Below are 17,056 nucleotides of genomic sequence, written 5' to 3'. Positions count from 1 at the left end.
AGACAATCACCTCCATTAGCGCTCCCATTCTTCCTCACGCACTACACCATCCCATGCAGGCTCCGGATAAGGAGCGTGAATATACGGTTCGACTTCCTCCAGACTTTTGAGGGTGATGGCCTCATAACTAATCGCCTCCTCAGCTGATTTCGGCAATTTCCCCATCTGTGTCAATGAAGTAAAGCCTGCATTACCAATAATGATGTGATCCAAAATTCTAATATGAAGCGGTTCAAAGATCGCAACCATTCGTTTGGTCATCTCTATATCTTCCCAGGATGGCTTCAGGCTCCCGCCCGGATGGTTATGCGCCATAATGATGGATGTACAGTCACAATTTAGCGCAGTCTTTAAAATATTGCGGGGGTACACAGGAGCCTCAGTGAGACCACCTTCAGAAATAATCCGTGTTTCAATCACATGGTTACCATTATCTAAGAAGGCGACCATGAAGCGTTCTCGGTCCCGTAGCCCATGTAAAAATGCGGAGAAGTAGCTTCCTGCCAGCTCTGGAGAGGTGATTTTTCGCTGTGTATTCTCCACTTCCCACTGCAGAACACGGTGAGAGATGAGGAATTCATTAAGTTGCTCAACTTTTTGTAATTGCATTGAAGTGAGTTCCAGGGAATGGGGATGCTCCAGAGCATTCGTTAGATTATTGGTATTTCCATAGTTCTCTAATTTTTCGAGTGGAATTCCCGTTAACTGATGAAGGGATTGGATATATTCCTTGACCATTCTCTTATCAAGAGAGTCTTGGCCCATCGAATTCGCTCCCTTCAGGAGATGGGACTGGCTCCAATGCATGTAAGATCTTCTTTACTGCCTGCAGCTTGCTTTTCAAATCGTCAGACAGTTCCTCTTCCTCAAACCGGTCCCAAAAGTTATGGAACCCATATTCCTCAATCAGGGATTGTAAGATGATCTGCTCTTGCGGGGATGCCTCAATCAAATTGCCTAGTAACCGAATAGAATCGTGCATTTGATTTCTCCTTTCTTACCGTTTGTATTCCAGAGGACGTGTAAGCCGGATGACTGCTGCCAGTGAGACAAACAATGCCAATGCGCAGATTGAAAGCACGATATGCCCAGGAGTGCTGGTAGTCAATGTATGGAACCAGTCGCGATTCAGAAAATAAAGTAAGGGAATATTGCCGACGAGTAGGATAGCCATGGTTAGAAATTCTTTTAACGGCTCATAGAGTAAATAGTCAAGCTCCGCCGAGACAACACGCATATCGGACAATTTGGCGACAATGGGCATGAGTGTGGATTTCAACGTTCGATCATCCTGACAGGCAATCAGGGCATCACACCACTCTTGAAAGACGGTATTATTAATCCGTCCTTTAAGCTGTAGAATCGCCAGTCTGAGGTTGGCATGAATCAGTTTCGTTTCAGCTAGGAACGCTTGAAATACGTCTGCTACGGGAGGATTCAAGTAAGGGAGATTTTCTTCAATCGCTGCCAGAATATTCTCGTTGCGCAGGTAGGAGGTGGTAATGATGGAGAGAGCCGTTTCTAGTTCACTACCAAGCTGCTTCTTGTAGAAGGTAGAGCTGAACAAGACACTCCAAAAAGGGAGTAGGGCAAATCCCCCAGCCATTACGGGTAACAACCACAAGTTGTTCAGGAGGATTGCCAGCATAGCTCCGATAATTGCTAAGGAAATGGAACCGGCGATAAGCAAACCAAAACGTTGACTATGACCCGTCTGTTCTAGAATGGCTTGGGCTTCATGTACTGTAGCTCGCCAGCCTTTAAGTTTCTTTGGGTGCTGAACAGCACGGATCCGTTTTGCTAATGTTTGATTTCGAATAGACAAATGGGAGAGTAGTTCGGAGAGTTCTTGGGCTAATGTGTAAGGAGTGAGTTGAAAGATCAACATGCAGCCTGCAGTTAAACCGATAGAGGCTAACAGCAGCATAAACGTCATGAGGCTTCACCTCCGGATAGCAAGCGATGCAATGAAGATAAGGGCAAACCGTTTTCGAGCAACCGTTTCTGTAGGCCGATGGAAATGTCACTAACCTTCTCATAAGCGCCGTCGATGCAAATACGGCCGGCTTCTTCGTAAGTAGCATGGACGGCAAACCGGAATAGCGTATGAATGACACGCTGACCATCTGGGAGTATGCAGCATTCTGTGATTTCCATCATCCTGCGGGTATTGTCCTCAAGTTTCTTCACAAACAAAATGAGTGGAAAGGCTTCTGTTACCAGGTTGTACAGGGTCTGGTCATTCATATCATATTTCTGGGTACAGAGCGTCACCATCCGGTAATAGGTAGCAAAACAAGAATTCGCATGGGTAGTGGTAATCACGGTATGACCAGTTCGAGCTGCTTCTTGAGAAGCAAAAGCTTCAGCAGATTTCATTTCTCCGACGCAAATAATATCGGGGTTTGCAGTCAGGGCGAATTCCAGAAGTTTTTCCTGATCGATATGCTGGCGGGGGTCTTCGCTGGAGCGTGTCACAGTATGCACCACATTGTTCAGAACTCGGCCGTTTTCGTCGGTAATGACCAGATCAAACTCACGGCAATCATTCTCAATAGTGAAGATACGTTTGTCAAAGGGGATCGTGGATAGCAGCCAGCTCATCAAGGTTGTTTTCCCGCTGCCGGTGGCTCCAGTGACGCACATGGATAACCCATACCTTAGACAGATGCTAAGGAAGTCCAGCATTTCCGCGGTCGCTGTTTCATTCTGAATAAAATCCTCTCGGGCTAACTTCTGAGGGTTAATGATCCGTATAGAAGCAGCAATCCCTTTATCTTTATCTGTAATGGGAGCACCGAATACGGTAATGCGAATATTGTTGGCCAGATGGCCCCGGACAATGGGCTGAGAATAGTCGAGGATCATACCGGATTGATGCAGAAGTCGCCGAATGACATCCACCGCATGCTCTGGTGAAGAAAACTGTTCTTCAGCGGGGAGTATTCGTCCATCCGTATAGCTGATTTTCACATCATTGTAGCTATTGATATTGATTTCCTCGACATCTCTTGAAAAGAGATAACGAGTCAAAAAAGAATACTCCACCATCTCGGCATACAGTCGATTGATTAATTCATCGAATGTCAGTCCTGGCACATGTAGCCGTTGGTCGGTTAGATATTGACTCATATAGGAAATGATCTGCTGTTTTTGTTCCTCAGGATGGTGGCTCATCAGTGTGGCATATTTCCCGGAAAGATAAGTCTGAACTTCCTTTAACACATCCGTAAAGGGCTTGGACTGAGTAGCAGAGAAAAATAGTGAAGAAGCTTGATTCATTGACCATCACCTCGGCGTTTTGGTAGGAGTGATTTCAGCCAATCGAGGAGATTTAAGATCGTCGCATTACGGGTTGAAATTATAGAAGATTTATCTTTTGATTTCGCAATGTGCTGATGTTCTTCCGTTAAAGCGAGTTGAATTAAATGTTCAACGCGACTGAGATATGTCTTTGCTTCTTTGCCAGACAAATCATCGAGCAGCCGTGCATCTGACGTTTGTTGCTCTAGTTCTGTCACATAGGGAAGGGTTACCTCAATACCTCCGAAAACTTGACTGTATTCCCGTTCGTCTTGCCCTGCTTTAACATTGGAAAGTACAGAAACATTCAAAGAACGGCGAAACCGTCTATCCGTCAACAATGGTAAATAGGAAGCATAGAACATCAGGCTTTTCAGCTCACAACTATGCAGCCGATAGACGGTATCGGCCAGTTCGAGTGCTACCGTGGAAAGGGGATCGGCGGACAGATAGCTGGAGCAATCAACCAATATCACATCTGCCAGATGTCTTGCTAATGTTAGGAGATCGACAGCACGTTCTCTATCGTAAGAAGCATACGTAAAAGCGGTGTCCCCTTTTTTGTAACCAATTAAAGCAATATGAGGAAAACCATCCAGTGGTAGAGCAAACCGTAGTAATTCTTCTTGAGTCAACGCAGGCAAACTGAGCAGTTCGCCTAGGGAGCGTTGTTGCTTGGCAGCTTGCGGCAGGATTATGGAAGCGGAGGGGCAAAGGGCATCGCAGCAAAGAATCAGAACATTCTTCTTTTTAGCGGCAAAAGCTTTAGCCAGCTTGATCGTCGTTACGGTCTTGCCGCTACCGGGATTGCCCCAAACAGCGATCAACGGTTTATTACTCATTTGCCTCTCCTTTCTTTTGCGGGGCTGTAAAGTAAGCATCTTGTTTGTCGGTAAAAGCTTTGGCGGTAACAGGGTCTCCGCGGTACACGAGGGACGTATGCAGCTTAGCTTTATTCTCAAGATCGGCTAAAAGTTGAGCCTGCTGCGGTTGGACAAGTAAGGTTAGGGTCGAAGGGAGTTCATTTTCCTCATCGTCTTCAGCGGTGACGTTAGTACTTGTTTGGGCGTCCAGTCCGCTGCTTGCAGTGACAGCCAATATTTCAACATACTGTAGTTCTGGAGGCATCGTAGTCGTGCGCATTTCTCCGTAATCTGAAGCGATTAAAGTCACGATATCTCCAGGTTGAAGTTTTCCGGATAATCCTGCTGCAAGGCTTTTAATTGTGACGGACAAGGCTTGTTTATGCCCATCCAGTCGATTGAGGTAAGCATCTAGTGGAACAGCAGATAACTTGGCAGGGAGCAAATAGTCGCCGCTTTTGAGATCCACCGCCGCATATTGTCCAACGACGGTCTCTGTCGCTTTGAGAACAGCTTCAGGCAAATGGAGCTTTCCTACCTCAACGGTTTCTACCTGTTCAGACTGAATTATTGAGCCTTTGGCAACATCCTTGGTAATACGGATGATTGGAGTGGTATTGCTGGCTGCACGGTTTAAGAGTGGTGCAATACCAAAACAAATGATGAGGGAGAGTAGAATACAAGTTGCTCCTAATACTGAACGATTTTTAAATCTGTGCATAAGAGACAAAACCTCCTGTGGAAGGGTTTAGAGTTGGAGCATGATAAACGCAAAAAGACCGCCGGCAGATAAAAAGGGAGCCAGCGGCAGAGAAGTTTGTTTAGCAGATTGATAACCGGATTTGATGCCGATACCTGCAGCAGTGAATAGAACAAGTGTTAATCCAATGATGCTTTGAATCGTGCCACCTACAGGACCTAGCACAAAGCCACAGGCTGCCATAAGTTTGATATCACCGCCTCCGAGCTTGCCTTTGGAGATTACAGCCGCAACAAGGTACGGTATGCCAGTAAGGAGCATCCCGGATAAGGAAAAAAGAGGAGAGAAGTGTATGAATCCTAGAGTGGTAATAACTACGGAAAGAGAATCAGGGATCTGGCGAGTTTTCACATCCTGAATGCTGGCATAAGTCAGGAGCAAGGTAAGAAGTAAACCTTTCAGAAGGATGATATTTAGGAACAGACTCAAGGTTGCTTCTCCTGCCACGGCCATTCAGGTAGACTCCTATAGGGATATACCTTTTGGCTTTTGGCAAAGTGAACCATAAAGCGTACTTGATCGAGAACAGACAGATTATTTCGGTCTTTCGTGGTCATCATCACAGAGGCGGAAACACCGGTTAAGAAAGTAACTAAGGCCATAGGCACACTGCCATTGATCAGCCAGAGTAATAGCGCCAGAAGTACAGTGAGGAGTGAACCGATAAAAGCCTGACCTAATTGCTGTTTGCCAAAACCGGGAAACCATTCGGCTTCTGGCTTCACACCCATCGGAATATACAACGTTTGCGATTCTTGAGTCATCTCAGACCTCCTATTGGTAATAGAACAAAATGATATCTTTCACCTGCCAGATGCTTTCGGCAAGAATGTAAAACAGTACTACGTTTCGGCTACGCTTCTTGTATTTCGTTGCTTCCTCATCAGCCCCAGCCAGACGTACCATGCAATACACCAAGCGACAGGCGCAGCCAAGACGGATTAAGGCGATAAGAGCTTGTGCCAACTCCTCCAGGGTATCCATTCAGTCACCCGGCCTTCGTCATTTTGCGGACCATGCCTATGAGTTTGACGGAGTGATAGACATTGTTTACAACCCCTCCACCGCCACCTGTTGTAATCAAGAAATCGGAGAGGAAACGTGGTGTCTTGATCGCGAGCATCATACAAGCTAAGCCCCAGAAGACATGGGATTGCAGCATCAGCCCCACACCTAATTTGGCTAAGGCGATTTGAATGACTACCGTCAACATGGATTGCACAAATTTCTGGGTATAGGCACGGAACACACCACGGTCATTATCCAGTAATCCAGCGCAGGCTAGCGGAATGCCAACACGAAGGATAAACATTTCGAGTCCGCGCATTAGAAACTGGAAATACAGGATGAAGAAACAAACCACGAAGACCAATCCGAATAGAGCGGTCACAAGTCCGAGTGAGCTGATGCTGTTAACCCATGCCTGCCAGTTGTAGTCGGTCGATTGTCCTATGACGACCAGTAACTGATTGGTTAGCTCTTCGACCATTTGACCGATCCAGGTATAGATGGTGGGAAAACAAATGGCAACAGCCATTGCCCTGAAAAAATTGGTCAGTAGAAACAGCGGTTCTTCATCCGGATCCCCATCGGTCCACAGGACATAAATCTCAAAGCCCTTTTTCAGAAATTTGAGAATCATCACTGCAACTCCAAAGCCAAATAAAATATCGTACAAGCTTTCCAGTAGATTCGTACCGGTTGTGAGGGTCATATATTTCTCTGCATACAAGGAGATGGGGAGGATGTCTTTTAACAAAGTGTCCATGTAAATCAACGCCCCGTTAAGCAGAGCAACGACGAGCAGCAGTAAGATCTTCTCCATCTGTTCCTCCTTTCTAAGAGAAGCGGCGTGACCGCCGCTTCCTATGAAGGCTGCTTAACCTTTGTAGTTGAACATTTCCTTGATTCGCTGAGTGAGTGTAGGCAAGATCGTTCCTTCAAACAACAGATACAGACCGCCTAGCACGAGTGCACCAATCACAACTGCCATCAGGATTTTTACTGCCGTATCCACAAAACCTTCCCCGCGTCGGTTGCTAATTACTGTCTTTGCATTGCTCCCCATGTGAGCAAATTTCTTCGGTAAAGCCTTCATCCATTTTTTCATTATTCATAACCTCCAGAATTCAGTGTGAGCATAGAAAAGAGCCTGCTATGGTTAGCAAGCTTGCTTTACTTGTAGTAGCCAATAATGATATTAAGGGTGGCTGCGCCGAGTACCGCGCCAATGCAGGATACAACGGCAACAATGATACGGTTGCTCCACTTTTTGGTGTCCATCTCATCAGCGGCAGAGCGCCGGATACTAAAATAAACAATGAGCAAACCGGAAACTACAGGAGCCAGAATCATCAACCAAGTTGTGACATCGCCAATTAATTTCTCGGTCCCGGTCACCAGCTTGCTACCTTTAATGTCGCCGGAAGCATAAACGGATGCGGATTCAATCCAATTGTAGTAAAGAGTAAATAGTACGGCTGCTGCAGTTCGTATAACCGAAGAGAAGCGGCCGGACCTTAATCGTCGTCTGAACCCGGAGGGAAGAATCCGCTTTGAGCGGCTGCTTGTTGCCGTTGTTCGGCCATCTGCCGGGTGATATCTTTCTGATAGTAGATCCAAATGTTCCAAAGTTTCACCTCCTCATTCGTATTCGTTCGTACGATTCGCCGCGTTTCTCGTTCTTCTCTCACTTTGCGATTGTGCTCCTTGTCTCCAAGGCCCATCATCGCGTTAAATACCCAAGAGGATAGATCGGGAGAATACATCATTGCTGGGTGGGAACGAGATAGCACAATCTGATAAGGGCGTGAGACACGGTGCACCTCGTCTACCGTTAACAACTTGCGCTCAAGCAGATTTAAGCTGTGTGAGGTGCTTGGAGTCGAATATTTGCCATGTGATGCAGATAACTGGTAACTGGACGTTGTATATGTCCCAAGTTTCTCACTGACTTCCCGCAGCGTCTCTAAATCGTCAGCCTGTAGATATATCCAAGTCTGACAATTGGATTTGATCGTATTGGCTACATGGTCGTCGTATTTTTCTTTTAATTGTTCGAAACTCTGTAGAAATAGGTTAAAGCGCATTCCACGCCCTCCGCCAACCGTCAACTTATTTGTGAAATCGGCAATGGGCGTAAAGTTACCAAACTCATCAAGGATAAAATTGACCCGTTGTTTTAAGCGTCCTCCACGATTGTCTGCTTCGGTAGTTAATAGTTCGTACAACTGTGATACCATAAGCGAAGCCACAGGATAAAAGGTTGTCTTCTCATCGGGGAGGATAATAAAAAGCGCCTGTTTCTTATTGCCGATGTCGGCTAAAGAAAAGTCGCTTTTGTGTGTGATGGCATAAATGGATTTGGAAGTGAAGAGGCGCAATGTGGTCAACGCTGAGGTATAGAAACTACCTTTGGTGCGGGAGGGAGCAATGTCGGAGATGCTGAGCAGAGCCCGAGCAGGATGATTCTGAGGCAACCGTTTAATGTACTCCTGCATCGGTGTTTTGTTGCCGATTTGTTTGTTCATCTCCGCTAGAAACCAATAGACATTGGTCATATTTTGAAACTCCGGGCGCTTGGCGTTATCCCACACGACACTGAGGATCGAGGCGGCGATGACCGACATTTCTCCGTTGGTCCAGATTTTTTCACCCTGAGCTTTGCCTACCAGCACGTTCGTCATGTCCCAAGCGAGCATTTCTGCTTGCTCTTGGTCTCCAGCCAGCGTCGCGTCAATGATAGGCTGAAGCAGATTGTAATGGTGGCTCTTTTCCGGATGGCGGAAATCGAGAGCAAATACTTCATAACCCAGCTTCTCCAGCAGGACGCTACTATAATGAAATAGCTCTGCTTTCGGATCAGAGATAACCAATGACTCTCCGGCTAATGCTAAGAGTCCGATGGATTGAAGGACCACTGTTCGAGATTTCCCGCTGCGTGTCGCGCCGATACAGAGAGAATGAACATCGTCCCCTATAAAGAAAAGACGCTCCTGACTTCGCGCTTGTTGTAATCCTAGGACAATACCACCAGATTTGATCAGAGGTGGTGCTGCAGTTGGGCGAGGATGGTTAATCGCGGTGTTCACTTTCGGAATAGACTTCGGATGAAGCATTCTCACGGTGAAAGTCCTCCTTCAGATCGGTTTGTCGGAAATGCAGGTCGTCGTAACCGGAATGAATCAAATGGCGAATATAGGGATGATGCAGATCGAGCAATTCGCAGTCGAAGGCATCAGCCCATTCCTCTTCTAGGAGCCATCGTGCGGAACCATGCTGATTTTGTCCCACCACTACAGGTGTTTCAATCCCGGGTGCAATTTGCTTCAGTTTACTTTGATAAGGCCGGTTATTGGAGGCGATAAAGAGAGCGGACAGGAGTAAAGTAAATCCTTGAAGACAAAGAAAGAGCAGAAAGTGAACTCTGCTAGAAATAAGACTACCTAGGCTTGTATTTAGGGAGGGGACAGTGAGGGTTGAAGTTGAACCGGATAAGGCACCATGCAGGGCCGTAGAAAAGAAGAGATTAAAGATGGAACCGATAGTTATTAAAAGCGTGCAAAGCAGCAGCCTTTGTTTCGTTTTCACCACTCAGGCTCCTCTGTGGGTTCAAAAAAATTATCAGGTCGTTCTCTCAGGGAGATAGAATCTTGATGGAATTGTTGGAAGTTATCATACTGTTCTGGAGTAGGGAAGCGGGCTTCCTGATCCAGCTGTATTTGTAGAAAGAGTGATCTGGGTGCCGGCTGATCATAAATACGGCCCCATTCTTCAACATGAAGATTATGCATCGTTACATAGACGGGATGGTCCTCGCATAGGGTATGCACCAGGCTATCTTCGTTGATAATTTGTTCCAGCATAGCAGGGTGAGAAGCGGACAATTCATAAACCGGAATGGAGCAAGCATCGAGTGGATAAAAGAGATAGTTTTCTTGACCAGCTGCTACCTCTTGTGCCATCTCCGACAGACAGTGCTTTGCGATCGTTTGATGAACCGCGAGTGCCCACTCTCCGTCATGATTCACCATGGAAATACCATTGTAGAACTCTTGGCTCTCCGTAATGTCTCCCCATGGTGTAGTTGCTGGTGGGGTCATTCCTCCAAAATACTCCGGAGCAAAAAACTCTCCATCCTGGGCCAACTTTTCTGGCGAGCCGCACCATTCTTTGAATTCCGGATCCGTAATTGCATCTTTCTTGAGCAGTTCATAAGCAGGAATGATACTTTTGGCGTCGTCGAAATAGATATGATCACCTTGTGACTCTCCAGCATGCAACGCTTCTTCACTGAGTACTTCTTTGGCATAATCAGCATCCACAACAATGCCGCTATTGTGTTCGGCCATCATGCCGTACACATGCAGGCCAATTTCCGCGCAGGTTAAAATATTACCCCATATCGAGCTTTCGGGCTGAGGCATGAACTCACTTCCTTTTATAACAAAGATGAGTTGTTACCGAGCATCTTCGGTAATTTCGAGCGTCTCCGAGTTACCGTCAAAGTCATGACTAAATTCATGTTCGTAGTTCAGGTGGATTTCCCGATCTTTAAGCTCGGGCAGTAGTTCCTCCAATCGGTCGATCAGGATCTGGACCTGTTCGAATTGCTCCATAGTCTTGTCGTTGGGACTTATGAGGAATTTGACCATCTCATCATGAATGAGAATAATCTCATTTTCGCTGAATAGTTTCTTACCATCTACCAGGCCGCTGCGGACTGCAAAGTTCTCCATTGCTTCATTTCTGTCATAAAAATATTGGCGTTGTACCGGTATTCCATTCTCTGGCGCAAGACGGTAGGTCGAAAACACATATTCGAATAGAGGATGATGTTTGCAAGCAAGAATGACATCCCCGTATTCACTAAGCTTGTAGACACCGTTTGTGATCTTCTCATCCTTATCGGTGTATGGCTTTTCGGTACAAACACCTAGCTGCAAGGCTGTTTTCCGTGCCAGGTCTGAAATGCTGCTCATAAGACGATCTGAGACAGTAACAAAAGGATTGCGTTCAATGCTGTCCATCCGTGTATAGAAGGCAATGATCTGATCCTTCTGATATAGATCTGCTAAATAGTCCGCGGATGTGGAACGCCGAACCTCAATCCCTTGCTGGGATAGGGCAGCAAAAAAGCTTTTATAAAATTCGCTTTTACTTTTCATTTGAGGCACACCTTTCAAGAAGGCTACTGTTCGTGATCCAGTTCAGCTTGAAGTGGCGATTGAAGGGGATTTAGAGAATGGGGAGTCAGTGACTCAATTTTCTTTAGAAGATGGTCAATGGATTGTTTTTCGTTATACCCTAGTGTGGAATCATTAATGCTACGATAGAGGAGGGCCGCGTAAAACGAACTGAGCTGATCGGTTTCAAACAATCTACCCTTGTCGAGTAATCCACTTCGCATTAGAAAATCGTCCTTAGCCTTCTCATATTCATTGCGATAAAAATAATGGCCCATGGTAAATCCAGTCCGCTCGTTATTCATCTCCCACGTAACAAAGCGAAACTCACCGTCCCCATCGTAACGGCCTGCTAATACATGATAGTTATATTCCAGCATACTGCGGTAACTGCTCAAACTGGAGATTCCAAGCTGGACAGCATTACGATAGCTGCGTTCTATCTCCCAGACCTTTCCGACAATGCTTGGAATCTGGTGAGCAAGTGCAGCTTCGGCATTAGCTGGATAATGAATTTCACCATTCTGATGAATAAATGCGATAGGGTCGTTCTTTTGAAGAACAGAGAGAACGGAGGACGATTCACGCTGGATATTCAAACCCAAACGGGAGAGTTCTGCTTCCAGCACCTCTTTCATTCTCGATTATTGATCTCCACTGGCCGATTGCTCCTTGAGCTGAGATGGATTCTCCTGAGAAGGAATTACTTGAGGTTGTTGATTCGGTTTGTCCTCTGAAGGTGGTCGATGCTTCCGTGGAGTTTGACGCATCAGTTTCTCAAACGATTGCAGCTTTCCATTGGTAAAAAACATTTGATCATTCCCTTCGATGTGGTTGGAGACTCACACTACCTATCGAATCCTTTATCCTTATTTCGAAGAAACCGTTCTTTCTTAGCCTGCTTCGAAAAGTCACCGCCCATTAGCTTGCTTTTGTCGTCGTAATCCATCTGAGCATTCATCGCCAAGCCTTCCATCAGGTTAAGCAGCTCAAGCACTAATTGCTCTGTCATGGCATACTGCCAATTAGCTTGTTTGATATTAAAGCTGGCATCCTTCTCTAGCTGGATGATGGTGCGAACCGTGGAGAGGATGCGGTTGGCGATACGTTTTTCTGCTTCAGCCTGATACTTAGCACGCTGCCTGTTCAAATGATCTGGATTAGAATCATAAAGCATAGCCAGGTTCATTTTGGCCTCGACGTAATCATCTACCATCTGAGCCAGATAACGATTCTCTTGCAAGATGTTCTGTACAAACTTATCCAGCGGTGTTGTCGATTCAGGAGGCAACAGCTTGTACGCAAGTCTTCCGAATTTCGGCATTTGTTGACGCAATTGAAAAAGCTGTTCAGCCAACTTCTTGACAGAAGAGGGCTCCACCAAATGATGTTTAGGAAAGTGGAGAAGAGAGTCTTCATCGTCAATTTCGAACTGCTGCTGGAATGCTCGAAATGCTTTGGGATTCAACTGCTTCAGATAGTTCTCAAATTCTGATACCAATTGATCGGTAATCTCGGATACTCCGGATTTGGCCTGATCCCGCATGGCAATAAACTGTTTGATTTTATAAGCGAACGTGTCTTTAATCAACTGTTTTCGAATGCGGTTGGGGACTTCGGGGGAAGTGAAGTTCTTCATGATTTCTTGTTTCCTGTCCCAGAACACCACATGAAGATGGGGATGATCCATTTCGTTATGAAGGGCGGCAGCCCAGCTGAGGTTCTCTGTTTTAATCTGGTTTTGAGCTGCAAGTGTGGCAATGTGCTGCTCCATGTACTGCTGCCATGCCGTGAAGTTTGATAGTCCTAGTTCCATTGCAGTTTCTTTGCGGAAAGAAATAATGCCACGATACATGTTTTTGCCTTGCTGCGAAATATCTCGGACAGTTCGCGCCACTTCTTGCCAGGAATCAAATATCTGCATCTCGCCGGGCCTTAGTTTTCCAAATAGACCATGGTTTTTCGCATCATGCCGAACTGCACCGGGACGGGTGGCGATATAACCAATATGACAGTAATTGCTGACTGCGGTTTTGGGCTTATTGGGGTGGAAGAAGCGTTGCTTATAGATCAGAGCCGACATCGGTATCGCCTCCGCGTAGTCGCTCAGCATCCTGCTCAAAACCATCACCGGAGAGGAATAGCTTCTCCACATCAGTGAGCTTCATCTTCATGTATTCCACTGCAAGCTGCCGAGCCTTCTTCTCAATCTCCCGGAAAGTTGTATAACGATTCACATCTATTAAATCCGCAATGATAGCAATGGTGGAGTAATAAGAGGCGGCGGACATGATGAGGTCTTTGCTAGCCAGTCCGGCTAACCGGTTACTCAAACTATTGATGGCAATGGTGATCTCCTGGCGGATAATAGTAGTGATGAAATCAATCTCTTCGGTATAGGCATCTACAGACATCCCCTTTTGAATAAAGGCACGTACGATATCTGACATACTGAGATGCTTGGTGGCCGAGTACTTTTTCAACGCTTCATATTGTTTCTTTGGGAGCTTGACGGTGATCTGTACGGTTTTCTCAGCTTGTGCCATGGCATCTCCTTCCCATTAGGATACTCTTATGCGACATTCGTTTACCGGGCGAAAATCACTAGAAATGTCGGTGGAAGCTCTGCTTCCACGCTGTTTTCTCGCAAAATGACATTTTGCTATTCCTGCCTTTACACCACCACCATCGGGCGGTGCCCTCTGGTGGTGGGACGGCAGTCCTCTTATCCAATGAGAAAAAAGCTTATAGCTCATAGTCACAATCCTCCTCATGAATAGGTGATTTCTCTTCGGTTGTGGGCTGACGCATAGAAACCAGATCTACATTGAAATCCTTATTGTGTGGCGTTTGGATACTGGTCTGATATCCTAACTGATCATACTTATGGGCAAATTTAAAGGCAGCCTCTTGTCCCCAATTGGGAGCCGGGCTGCCATCTCGACAAGTGGCGTTATAGTCATTATCTAAGCAGAAAATGATTTCATGAATAGTGTGTTGGGATAGGAAGCGCTTTAAGGCATGATCTGATAAGCAACCAAGGGAGATTCGATGATCTGCTCGCCAGTCTAGCCCGTTCAGTTTGGTGATAGTGGCATGGCTCATGGCGTCGATGGGGCTTTCAAAAACGTAGACTCGTTTACTGTTATCACTACCAGGGATGTGAAAAGGATAGCTTTTATCTGAGTGTATTCGATCCTGTTTAAAGGGACGATTAGGATTGCTGCCTCTCATCGAACAGTACTTTGGAATTCCATCAGGATCGTGTCCGATGAAAACACAGTTTCCGGTTTTGGATTGCTGGAAAAGCTTTTTTTCGTGCATGAGGTGGGACATGATTTCGGAGTCAATTCCTCGAACGTGTACGAGATACCAAGCGACTCGCCTATAGTTGGATGCCTTGGCTGGGAGGATGAGCTGGTCGGCTGTTTGAGGCGGGTGGAGCACGGGTGTGAAAACTGGAATTTCACTCTCCAATAGAAAAGCTACAGCTTCTTTGAAATTCATATTCCAGAATTGCATTACAAAGTCAATTGGGCCGCCGTGGGTATCAGTGGAGAAGTGATAGTACTTATTGCTGTCTTTGAAAAAGTAAAGGCCACCACTTTGTTTTGCATGTAGTGCGCGGCGGCCGCCGTTTTCGAGGGTGTAGCCATGGGATCTAGCAAAATCAATTAAATTGGTATTATTAGCTTGTGCTATATAACTATTTTTCAAATTTGGATATGGTTTCATGATAAATCTCCTAACTGAGCTGTTGAAAAAATTGGTAAAATCAATACTGGAAGTATAAAAAATGGCTCATGGCATTTAAATAATTCTATAAAATGAACTTCATTAAAATAATATTGGAGTAATGCGAACTCGGCGATAGACTACTAGAATTATGATTAAAAAGTGAAAGTTATTTGCGAAAAGAAATATAGGGAACATATCCAATAATACTATTTAAGAATAACGTCTGGAGTGTAGATATGCAGCCAATTACAGAAAATGAGATGACGGTTGAACTAAGTTTATGTGGAAAACCAAAAGCATATAATTCTGAAGATGGATATCCTTTTGAAAAACTTGATGATAGGCAATTTGAAATTATTGTTTACTATATTTTCAAAGAGGAAATTCAAAATTCTCCGCTATATAAAACCAGGCATAATAGAATTACACTAATGCCTGGGGTTGGGGAAAAAGGAAGAGATTGTACTTTACAATTGAATAATAAATATACAGGTATTATTCAATGTAAAAGATTTGGTGATAGAGTTGACAAACCTCAAGTTGCGAAAGAAATTATTAAATTTTCACTGCATTATCATTTAGATAATACACTCATCACTGATATTGATCAGTTTACTTATTATTTTGCAACCTCAATTGATTTCACTGGTCCAGCGATTCAATTACTGGATAACTTTGCTTCTGAAATCGAACATGAAGCGAAATTAGATCGTTGGATTACTGATGTGATATCTGATTATGAATCATTCAAAGAATTAGAACTGGAAACTATTAAACCTAGATTAATAGAGATATTAAAAAGCTTGAAAATTGAAAAGGTAACTTCAACTGACTTAAACGTATTTATAGATAAATACAATTATATTGTCGAGAAGTTTTTTTCAATTAATAAGGTAGTTTCTATTTCTGAAGTCGAAGCATTAATTAAATCCAAGGATTTATCATTTACACAATTTTTAATGGTTCTTTTTGAAGAGATCAAGAGTATAGATGGAATTAGGTCTATAAATATAAAGGAGCAACTTATTCACAGAGTTGAGTTAATTCTTACTCAAATAAAAAACTTGGGAGAAGAAAATTTCAAAAAAGTGATTTGTAATATTAAAGTTCCTTTCCTTACTTTGTTTCAGGATCCTCAAGAAATTAAATTTATTGATAATAAAGAACTTATAAAAAATATAGTCATTAACTTAAGTCTTATCTCATTCATTTATCCAGAAATTAAATTGATAGATAATAAGGGACAGTCCATAAATCTAGATGGTAATACTAATTTGGCTTATCTACATACAGCAGAAAGAAGCGAGTATAACGTAGTAATATTAAGGTTATTGCGTTATTTTAATGAACCTGATGTAGACATAAGTAGAGTGGAAAAAGTAATAATAGGAAATGTTGCTGCGGATAATTGTTTCCGTGAGAATCGTTCTGCGCTGATTGACTTTGATCATATTATTACACAAATCACTGAAGTGGATCTTGAAACAGCAGAAGGAAAAGAAGAATTTAATAATTTGAAAACCAAGTATGACTTCATTTACCATTGCGAGCATGCTTTTAATTTTCAAACCAAAAATACAATTGAAGAACTCATAGATCAATTGAATAAAGTGTTGGGTGGGGATCGTGTTGGATCAATTTAGTATTTATTCATTTGTTGATGATTTTTTTCTTAAATTCGATATGGAAAAGATTATTGATCCCAGATGTAAATATATTGATTGTTTATATATAGATCCAAACAGAGAAAAATATATATTTGCTTGCAAAATTTTTGATAATAAATATGAGATGTTTAAAAATTGGGAGCTGGTTCAAGATCATGACATAGCTCTTTATTTACAAAATGAACTTTTTTCTAGAAACGATATTCGGTGGGATATCTATTATTTGCTGATTTATATTCGTGAGGATGATTTAACTATTGATGAATATCATTTTATTGAAAAGGATCGCTTTTGTTGTAAAAAATATGTGATAAAGGCAAAAGATCAAAAAGAACTGATAGAAAATTTTAATTTTAAATTGCCATTAACTTCAAATTTTTATCAGTTGGAAAAATTAAATGCCTTAATAACAGATGATCAGTTTTTTCAACAATTAAGAGAGAAGGTTACTTTTAACAAAAATATTATATCGGATAGAATATTATCTGATTTAGTACTCCATAAAAATGAGCTGGTTGATCAGCTTAAAGGGGATTAATT

Annotated in this window: 23 protein-coding genes; 2 read left to right on the top strand and 21 right to left on the bottom strand. The window is 43.7% G+C overall.

Annotated elements, in window-relative coordinates; translation table 11 throughout:
* Positions 1-15: 15 nt before the first annotated feature.
* The 21 genes from ACDZ28_RS31335 to ACDZ28_RS31235 all read right to left on the bottom strand — a co-directional run bounded on the left by ACDZ28_RS31335 (position 16) and on the right by ACDZ28_RS31235 (position 14,846).
* A complete protein-coding gene (locus tag ACDZ28_RS31335) occupies positions 16-765 on the bottom strand; it encodes a RadC family protein (RefSeq protein ID WP_375103634.1) in 750 nt (249 codons plus the stop codon).
* Positions 746-982 carry a hypothetical protein gene (locus ACDZ28_RS31330; RefSeq protein WP_375103633.1) on the bottom strand — a complete coding sequence of 79 codons (237 nt, stop codon included), beginning with the start codon at positions 980-982 and terminating at the stop codon, positions 746-748. Before ACDZ28_RS31330 ends, ACDZ28_RS31335 begins: the two co-directional genes overlap by 20 nt.
* A 15-nt stretch (positions 983-997) precedes the next feature.
* Positions 998-1,936 carry a type II secretion system F family protein gene (locus ACDZ28_RS31325; protein WP_375103632.1) on the bottom strand — a complete coding sequence of 313 codons (939 nt, stop codon included), beginning with the start codon at positions 1,934-1,936 and terminating at the stop codon, positions 998-1,000.
* Positions 1,933-3,282: an ATPase, T2SS/T4P/T4SS family gene (locus ACDZ28_RS31320; protein ID WP_375103631.1), complete on the bottom strand. Its 1,350-nt coding sequence runs from the start codon at positions 3,280-3,282 to the stop codon at positions 1,933-1,935. Before ACDZ28_RS31320 ends, ACDZ28_RS31325 begins: the two co-directional genes overlap by 4 nt.
* Positions 3,279-4,145 carry a hypothetical protein gene (locus ACDZ28_RS31315; RefSeq protein ID WP_375103630.1) on the bottom strand — a complete coding sequence of 289 codons (867 nt, stop codon included), beginning with the start codon at positions 4,143-4,145 and terminating at the stop codon, positions 3,279-3,281. Before ACDZ28_RS31315 ends, ACDZ28_RS31320 begins: the two co-directional genes overlap by 4 nt.
* A complete protein-coding gene (gene cpaB / locus ACDZ28_RS31310) occupies positions 4,138-4,887 on the bottom strand; it encodes a Flp pilus assembly protein CpaB (RefSeq protein WP_375103629.1) in 750 nt (249 codons plus the stop codon). Before cpaB ends, ACDZ28_RS31315 begins: the two co-directional genes overlap by 8 nt.
* Before the next feature lie 27 nt (positions 4,888-4,914).
* Positions 4,915-5,379, bottom strand: coding sequence for a prepilin peptidase (locus ACDZ28_RS31305; protein WP_375103628.1), 465 nt, complete (start codon positions 5,377-5,379; stop codon positions 4,915-4,917).
* Positions 5,352-5,690, bottom strand: coding sequence for a hypothetical protein (locus tag ACDZ28_RS31300; RefSeq protein ID WP_375103627.1), 339 nt, complete (start codon positions 5,688-5,690; stop codon positions 5,352-5,354). Before ACDZ28_RS31300 ends, ACDZ28_RS31305 begins: the two co-directional genes overlap by 28 nt.
* 10 nt (positions 5,691-5,700) lie before the next feature.
* Complete coding sequence (locus ACDZ28_RS31295; RefSeq protein ID WP_375103626.1) at positions 5,701-5,910, bottom strand: mercury transporter; 210 nt, start codon at positions 5,908-5,910, stop codon at positions 5,701-5,703.
* A 4-nt stretch (positions 5,911-5,914) separates the two neighbouring features.
* A complete protein-coding gene (locus ACDZ28_RS31290) occupies positions 5,915-6,751 on the bottom strand; it encodes a conjugal transfer protein TrbL family protein (RefSeq protein WP_375103625.1) in 837 nt (278 codons plus the stop codon).
* Positions 6,752-6,805: 54 nt separating this feature from the next.
* Positions 6,806-6,994 carry a DUF6133 family protein gene (locus ACDZ28_RS31285; RefSeq protein WP_375105449.1) on the bottom strand — a complete coding sequence of 63 codons (189 nt, stop codon included), beginning with the start codon at positions 6,992-6,994 and terminating at the stop codon, positions 6,806-6,808.
* 107 nt (positions 6,995-7,101) lie between these two features.
* Positions 7,102-7,557 carry an Mbov_0395 family pilin-like conjugal transfer protein gene (locus tag ACDZ28_RS31280; RefSeq protein WP_375103624.1) on the bottom strand — a complete coding sequence of 152 codons (456 nt, stop codon included), beginning with the start codon at positions 7,555-7,557 and terminating at the stop codon, positions 7,102-7,104.
* On the bottom strand, positions 7,446-9,044 hold the full coding sequence (locus ACDZ28_RS31275) for a VirD4-like conjugal transfer protein, CD1115 family (protein ID WP_375105448.1): 1,599 nt from the start codon (positions 9,042-9,044) through the stop codon (positions 7,446-7,448). The genes ACDZ28_RS31280 and ACDZ28_RS31275 overlap by 112 nt, the downstream gene beginning before the upstream one ends.
* Entirely contained in the window at positions 9,001-9,516 is a 516-nt protein-coding gene (locus tag ACDZ28_RS31270) for a hypothetical protein (RefSeq protein WP_375103623.1), read from the bottom strand. Before ACDZ28_RS31270 ends, ACDZ28_RS31275 begins: the two co-directional genes overlap by 44 nt.
* Complete coding sequence (locus ACDZ28_RS31265) at positions 9,513-10,352, bottom strand: hypothetical protein (protein ID WP_375103622.1); 840 nt, start codon at positions 10,350-10,352, stop codon at positions 9,513-9,515. The genes ACDZ28_RS31270 and ACDZ28_RS31265 overlap by 4 nt, the downstream gene beginning before the upstream one ends.
* Before the next feature lie 33 nt (positions 10,353-10,385).
* The gene (locus ACDZ28_RS31260) at positions 10,386-11,093 is read right to left on the bottom strand and encodes a hypothetical protein (RefSeq protein WP_375103621.1); all 708 of its coding nucleotides are present in this window, start codon (positions 11,091-11,093) and stop codon (positions 10,386-10,388) included.
* Between the two features lie 23 nt (positions 11,094-11,116).
* Positions 11,117-11,749, bottom strand: a complete 633-nt coding sequence (locus ACDZ28_RS31255) for a hypothetical protein (protein WP_375103620.1) — start codon at positions 11,747-11,749, stop codon at positions 11,117-11,119.
* 6 nt (positions 11,750-11,755) lie between these two features.
* Positions 11,756-11,923: a hypothetical protein gene (locus ACDZ28_RS31250; RefSeq protein ID WP_375103619.1), complete on the bottom strand. Its 168-nt coding sequence runs from the start codon at positions 11,921-11,923 to the stop codon at positions 11,756-11,758.
* A 35-nt stretch (positions 11,924-11,958) separates the two neighbouring features.
* Positions 11,959-13,194, bottom strand: coding sequence for a MobP3 family relaxase (mobP3, locus tag ACDZ28_RS31245; protein WP_375103618.1), 1,236 nt, complete (start codon positions 13,192-13,194; stop codon positions 11,959-11,961).
* Entirely contained in the window at positions 13,175-13,657 is a 483-nt protein-coding gene (locus ACDZ28_RS31240) for a hypothetical protein (RefSeq protein WP_375103617.1), read from the bottom strand. The genes mobP3 and ACDZ28_RS31240 overlap by 20 nt, the downstream gene beginning before the upstream one ends.
* Before the next feature lie 199 nt (positions 13,658-13,856).
* Positions 13,857-14,846, bottom strand: coding sequence for a DUF3991 domain-containing protein (locus ACDZ28_RS31235; protein WP_375103616.1), 990 nt, complete (start codon positions 14,844-14,846; stop codon positions 13,857-13,859).
* Positions 14,847-15,085: 239 nt separating this feature from the next.
* Between ACDZ28_RS31235 and ACDZ28_RS31230 the strand changes: the two genes are divergently transcribed.
* Together ACDZ28_RS31230 and ACDZ28_RS31225 are read left to right on the top strand one after the other, a co-directional pair.
* Positions 15,086-16,492, top strand: coding sequence for a hypothetical protein (locus tag ACDZ28_RS31230; protein WP_375103615.1), 1,407 nt, complete (start codon positions 15,086-15,088; stop codon positions 16,490-16,492).
* The gene (locus tag ACDZ28_RS31225; protein WP_375103614.1) at positions 16,479-17,054 is read left to right on the top strand and encodes an ABC-three component system middle component 1; all 576 of its coding nucleotides are present in this window, start codon (positions 16,479-16,481) and stop codon (positions 17,052-17,054) included. The genes ACDZ28_RS31230 and ACDZ28_RS31225 overlap by 14 nt, the downstream gene beginning before the upstream one ends.
* Positions 17,055-17,056: the final 2 nt, after the last annotated feature.

The organism is Paenibacillus sp. RS8 (assembly GCF_041956825.1).
Classification (GTDB): domain Bacteria; phylum Bacillota; class Bacilli; order Paenibacillales; family Paenibacillaceae; genus Paenibacillus_AQ.
This window is presented reverse-complemented; position numbering and strand designations above follow the sequence as displayed.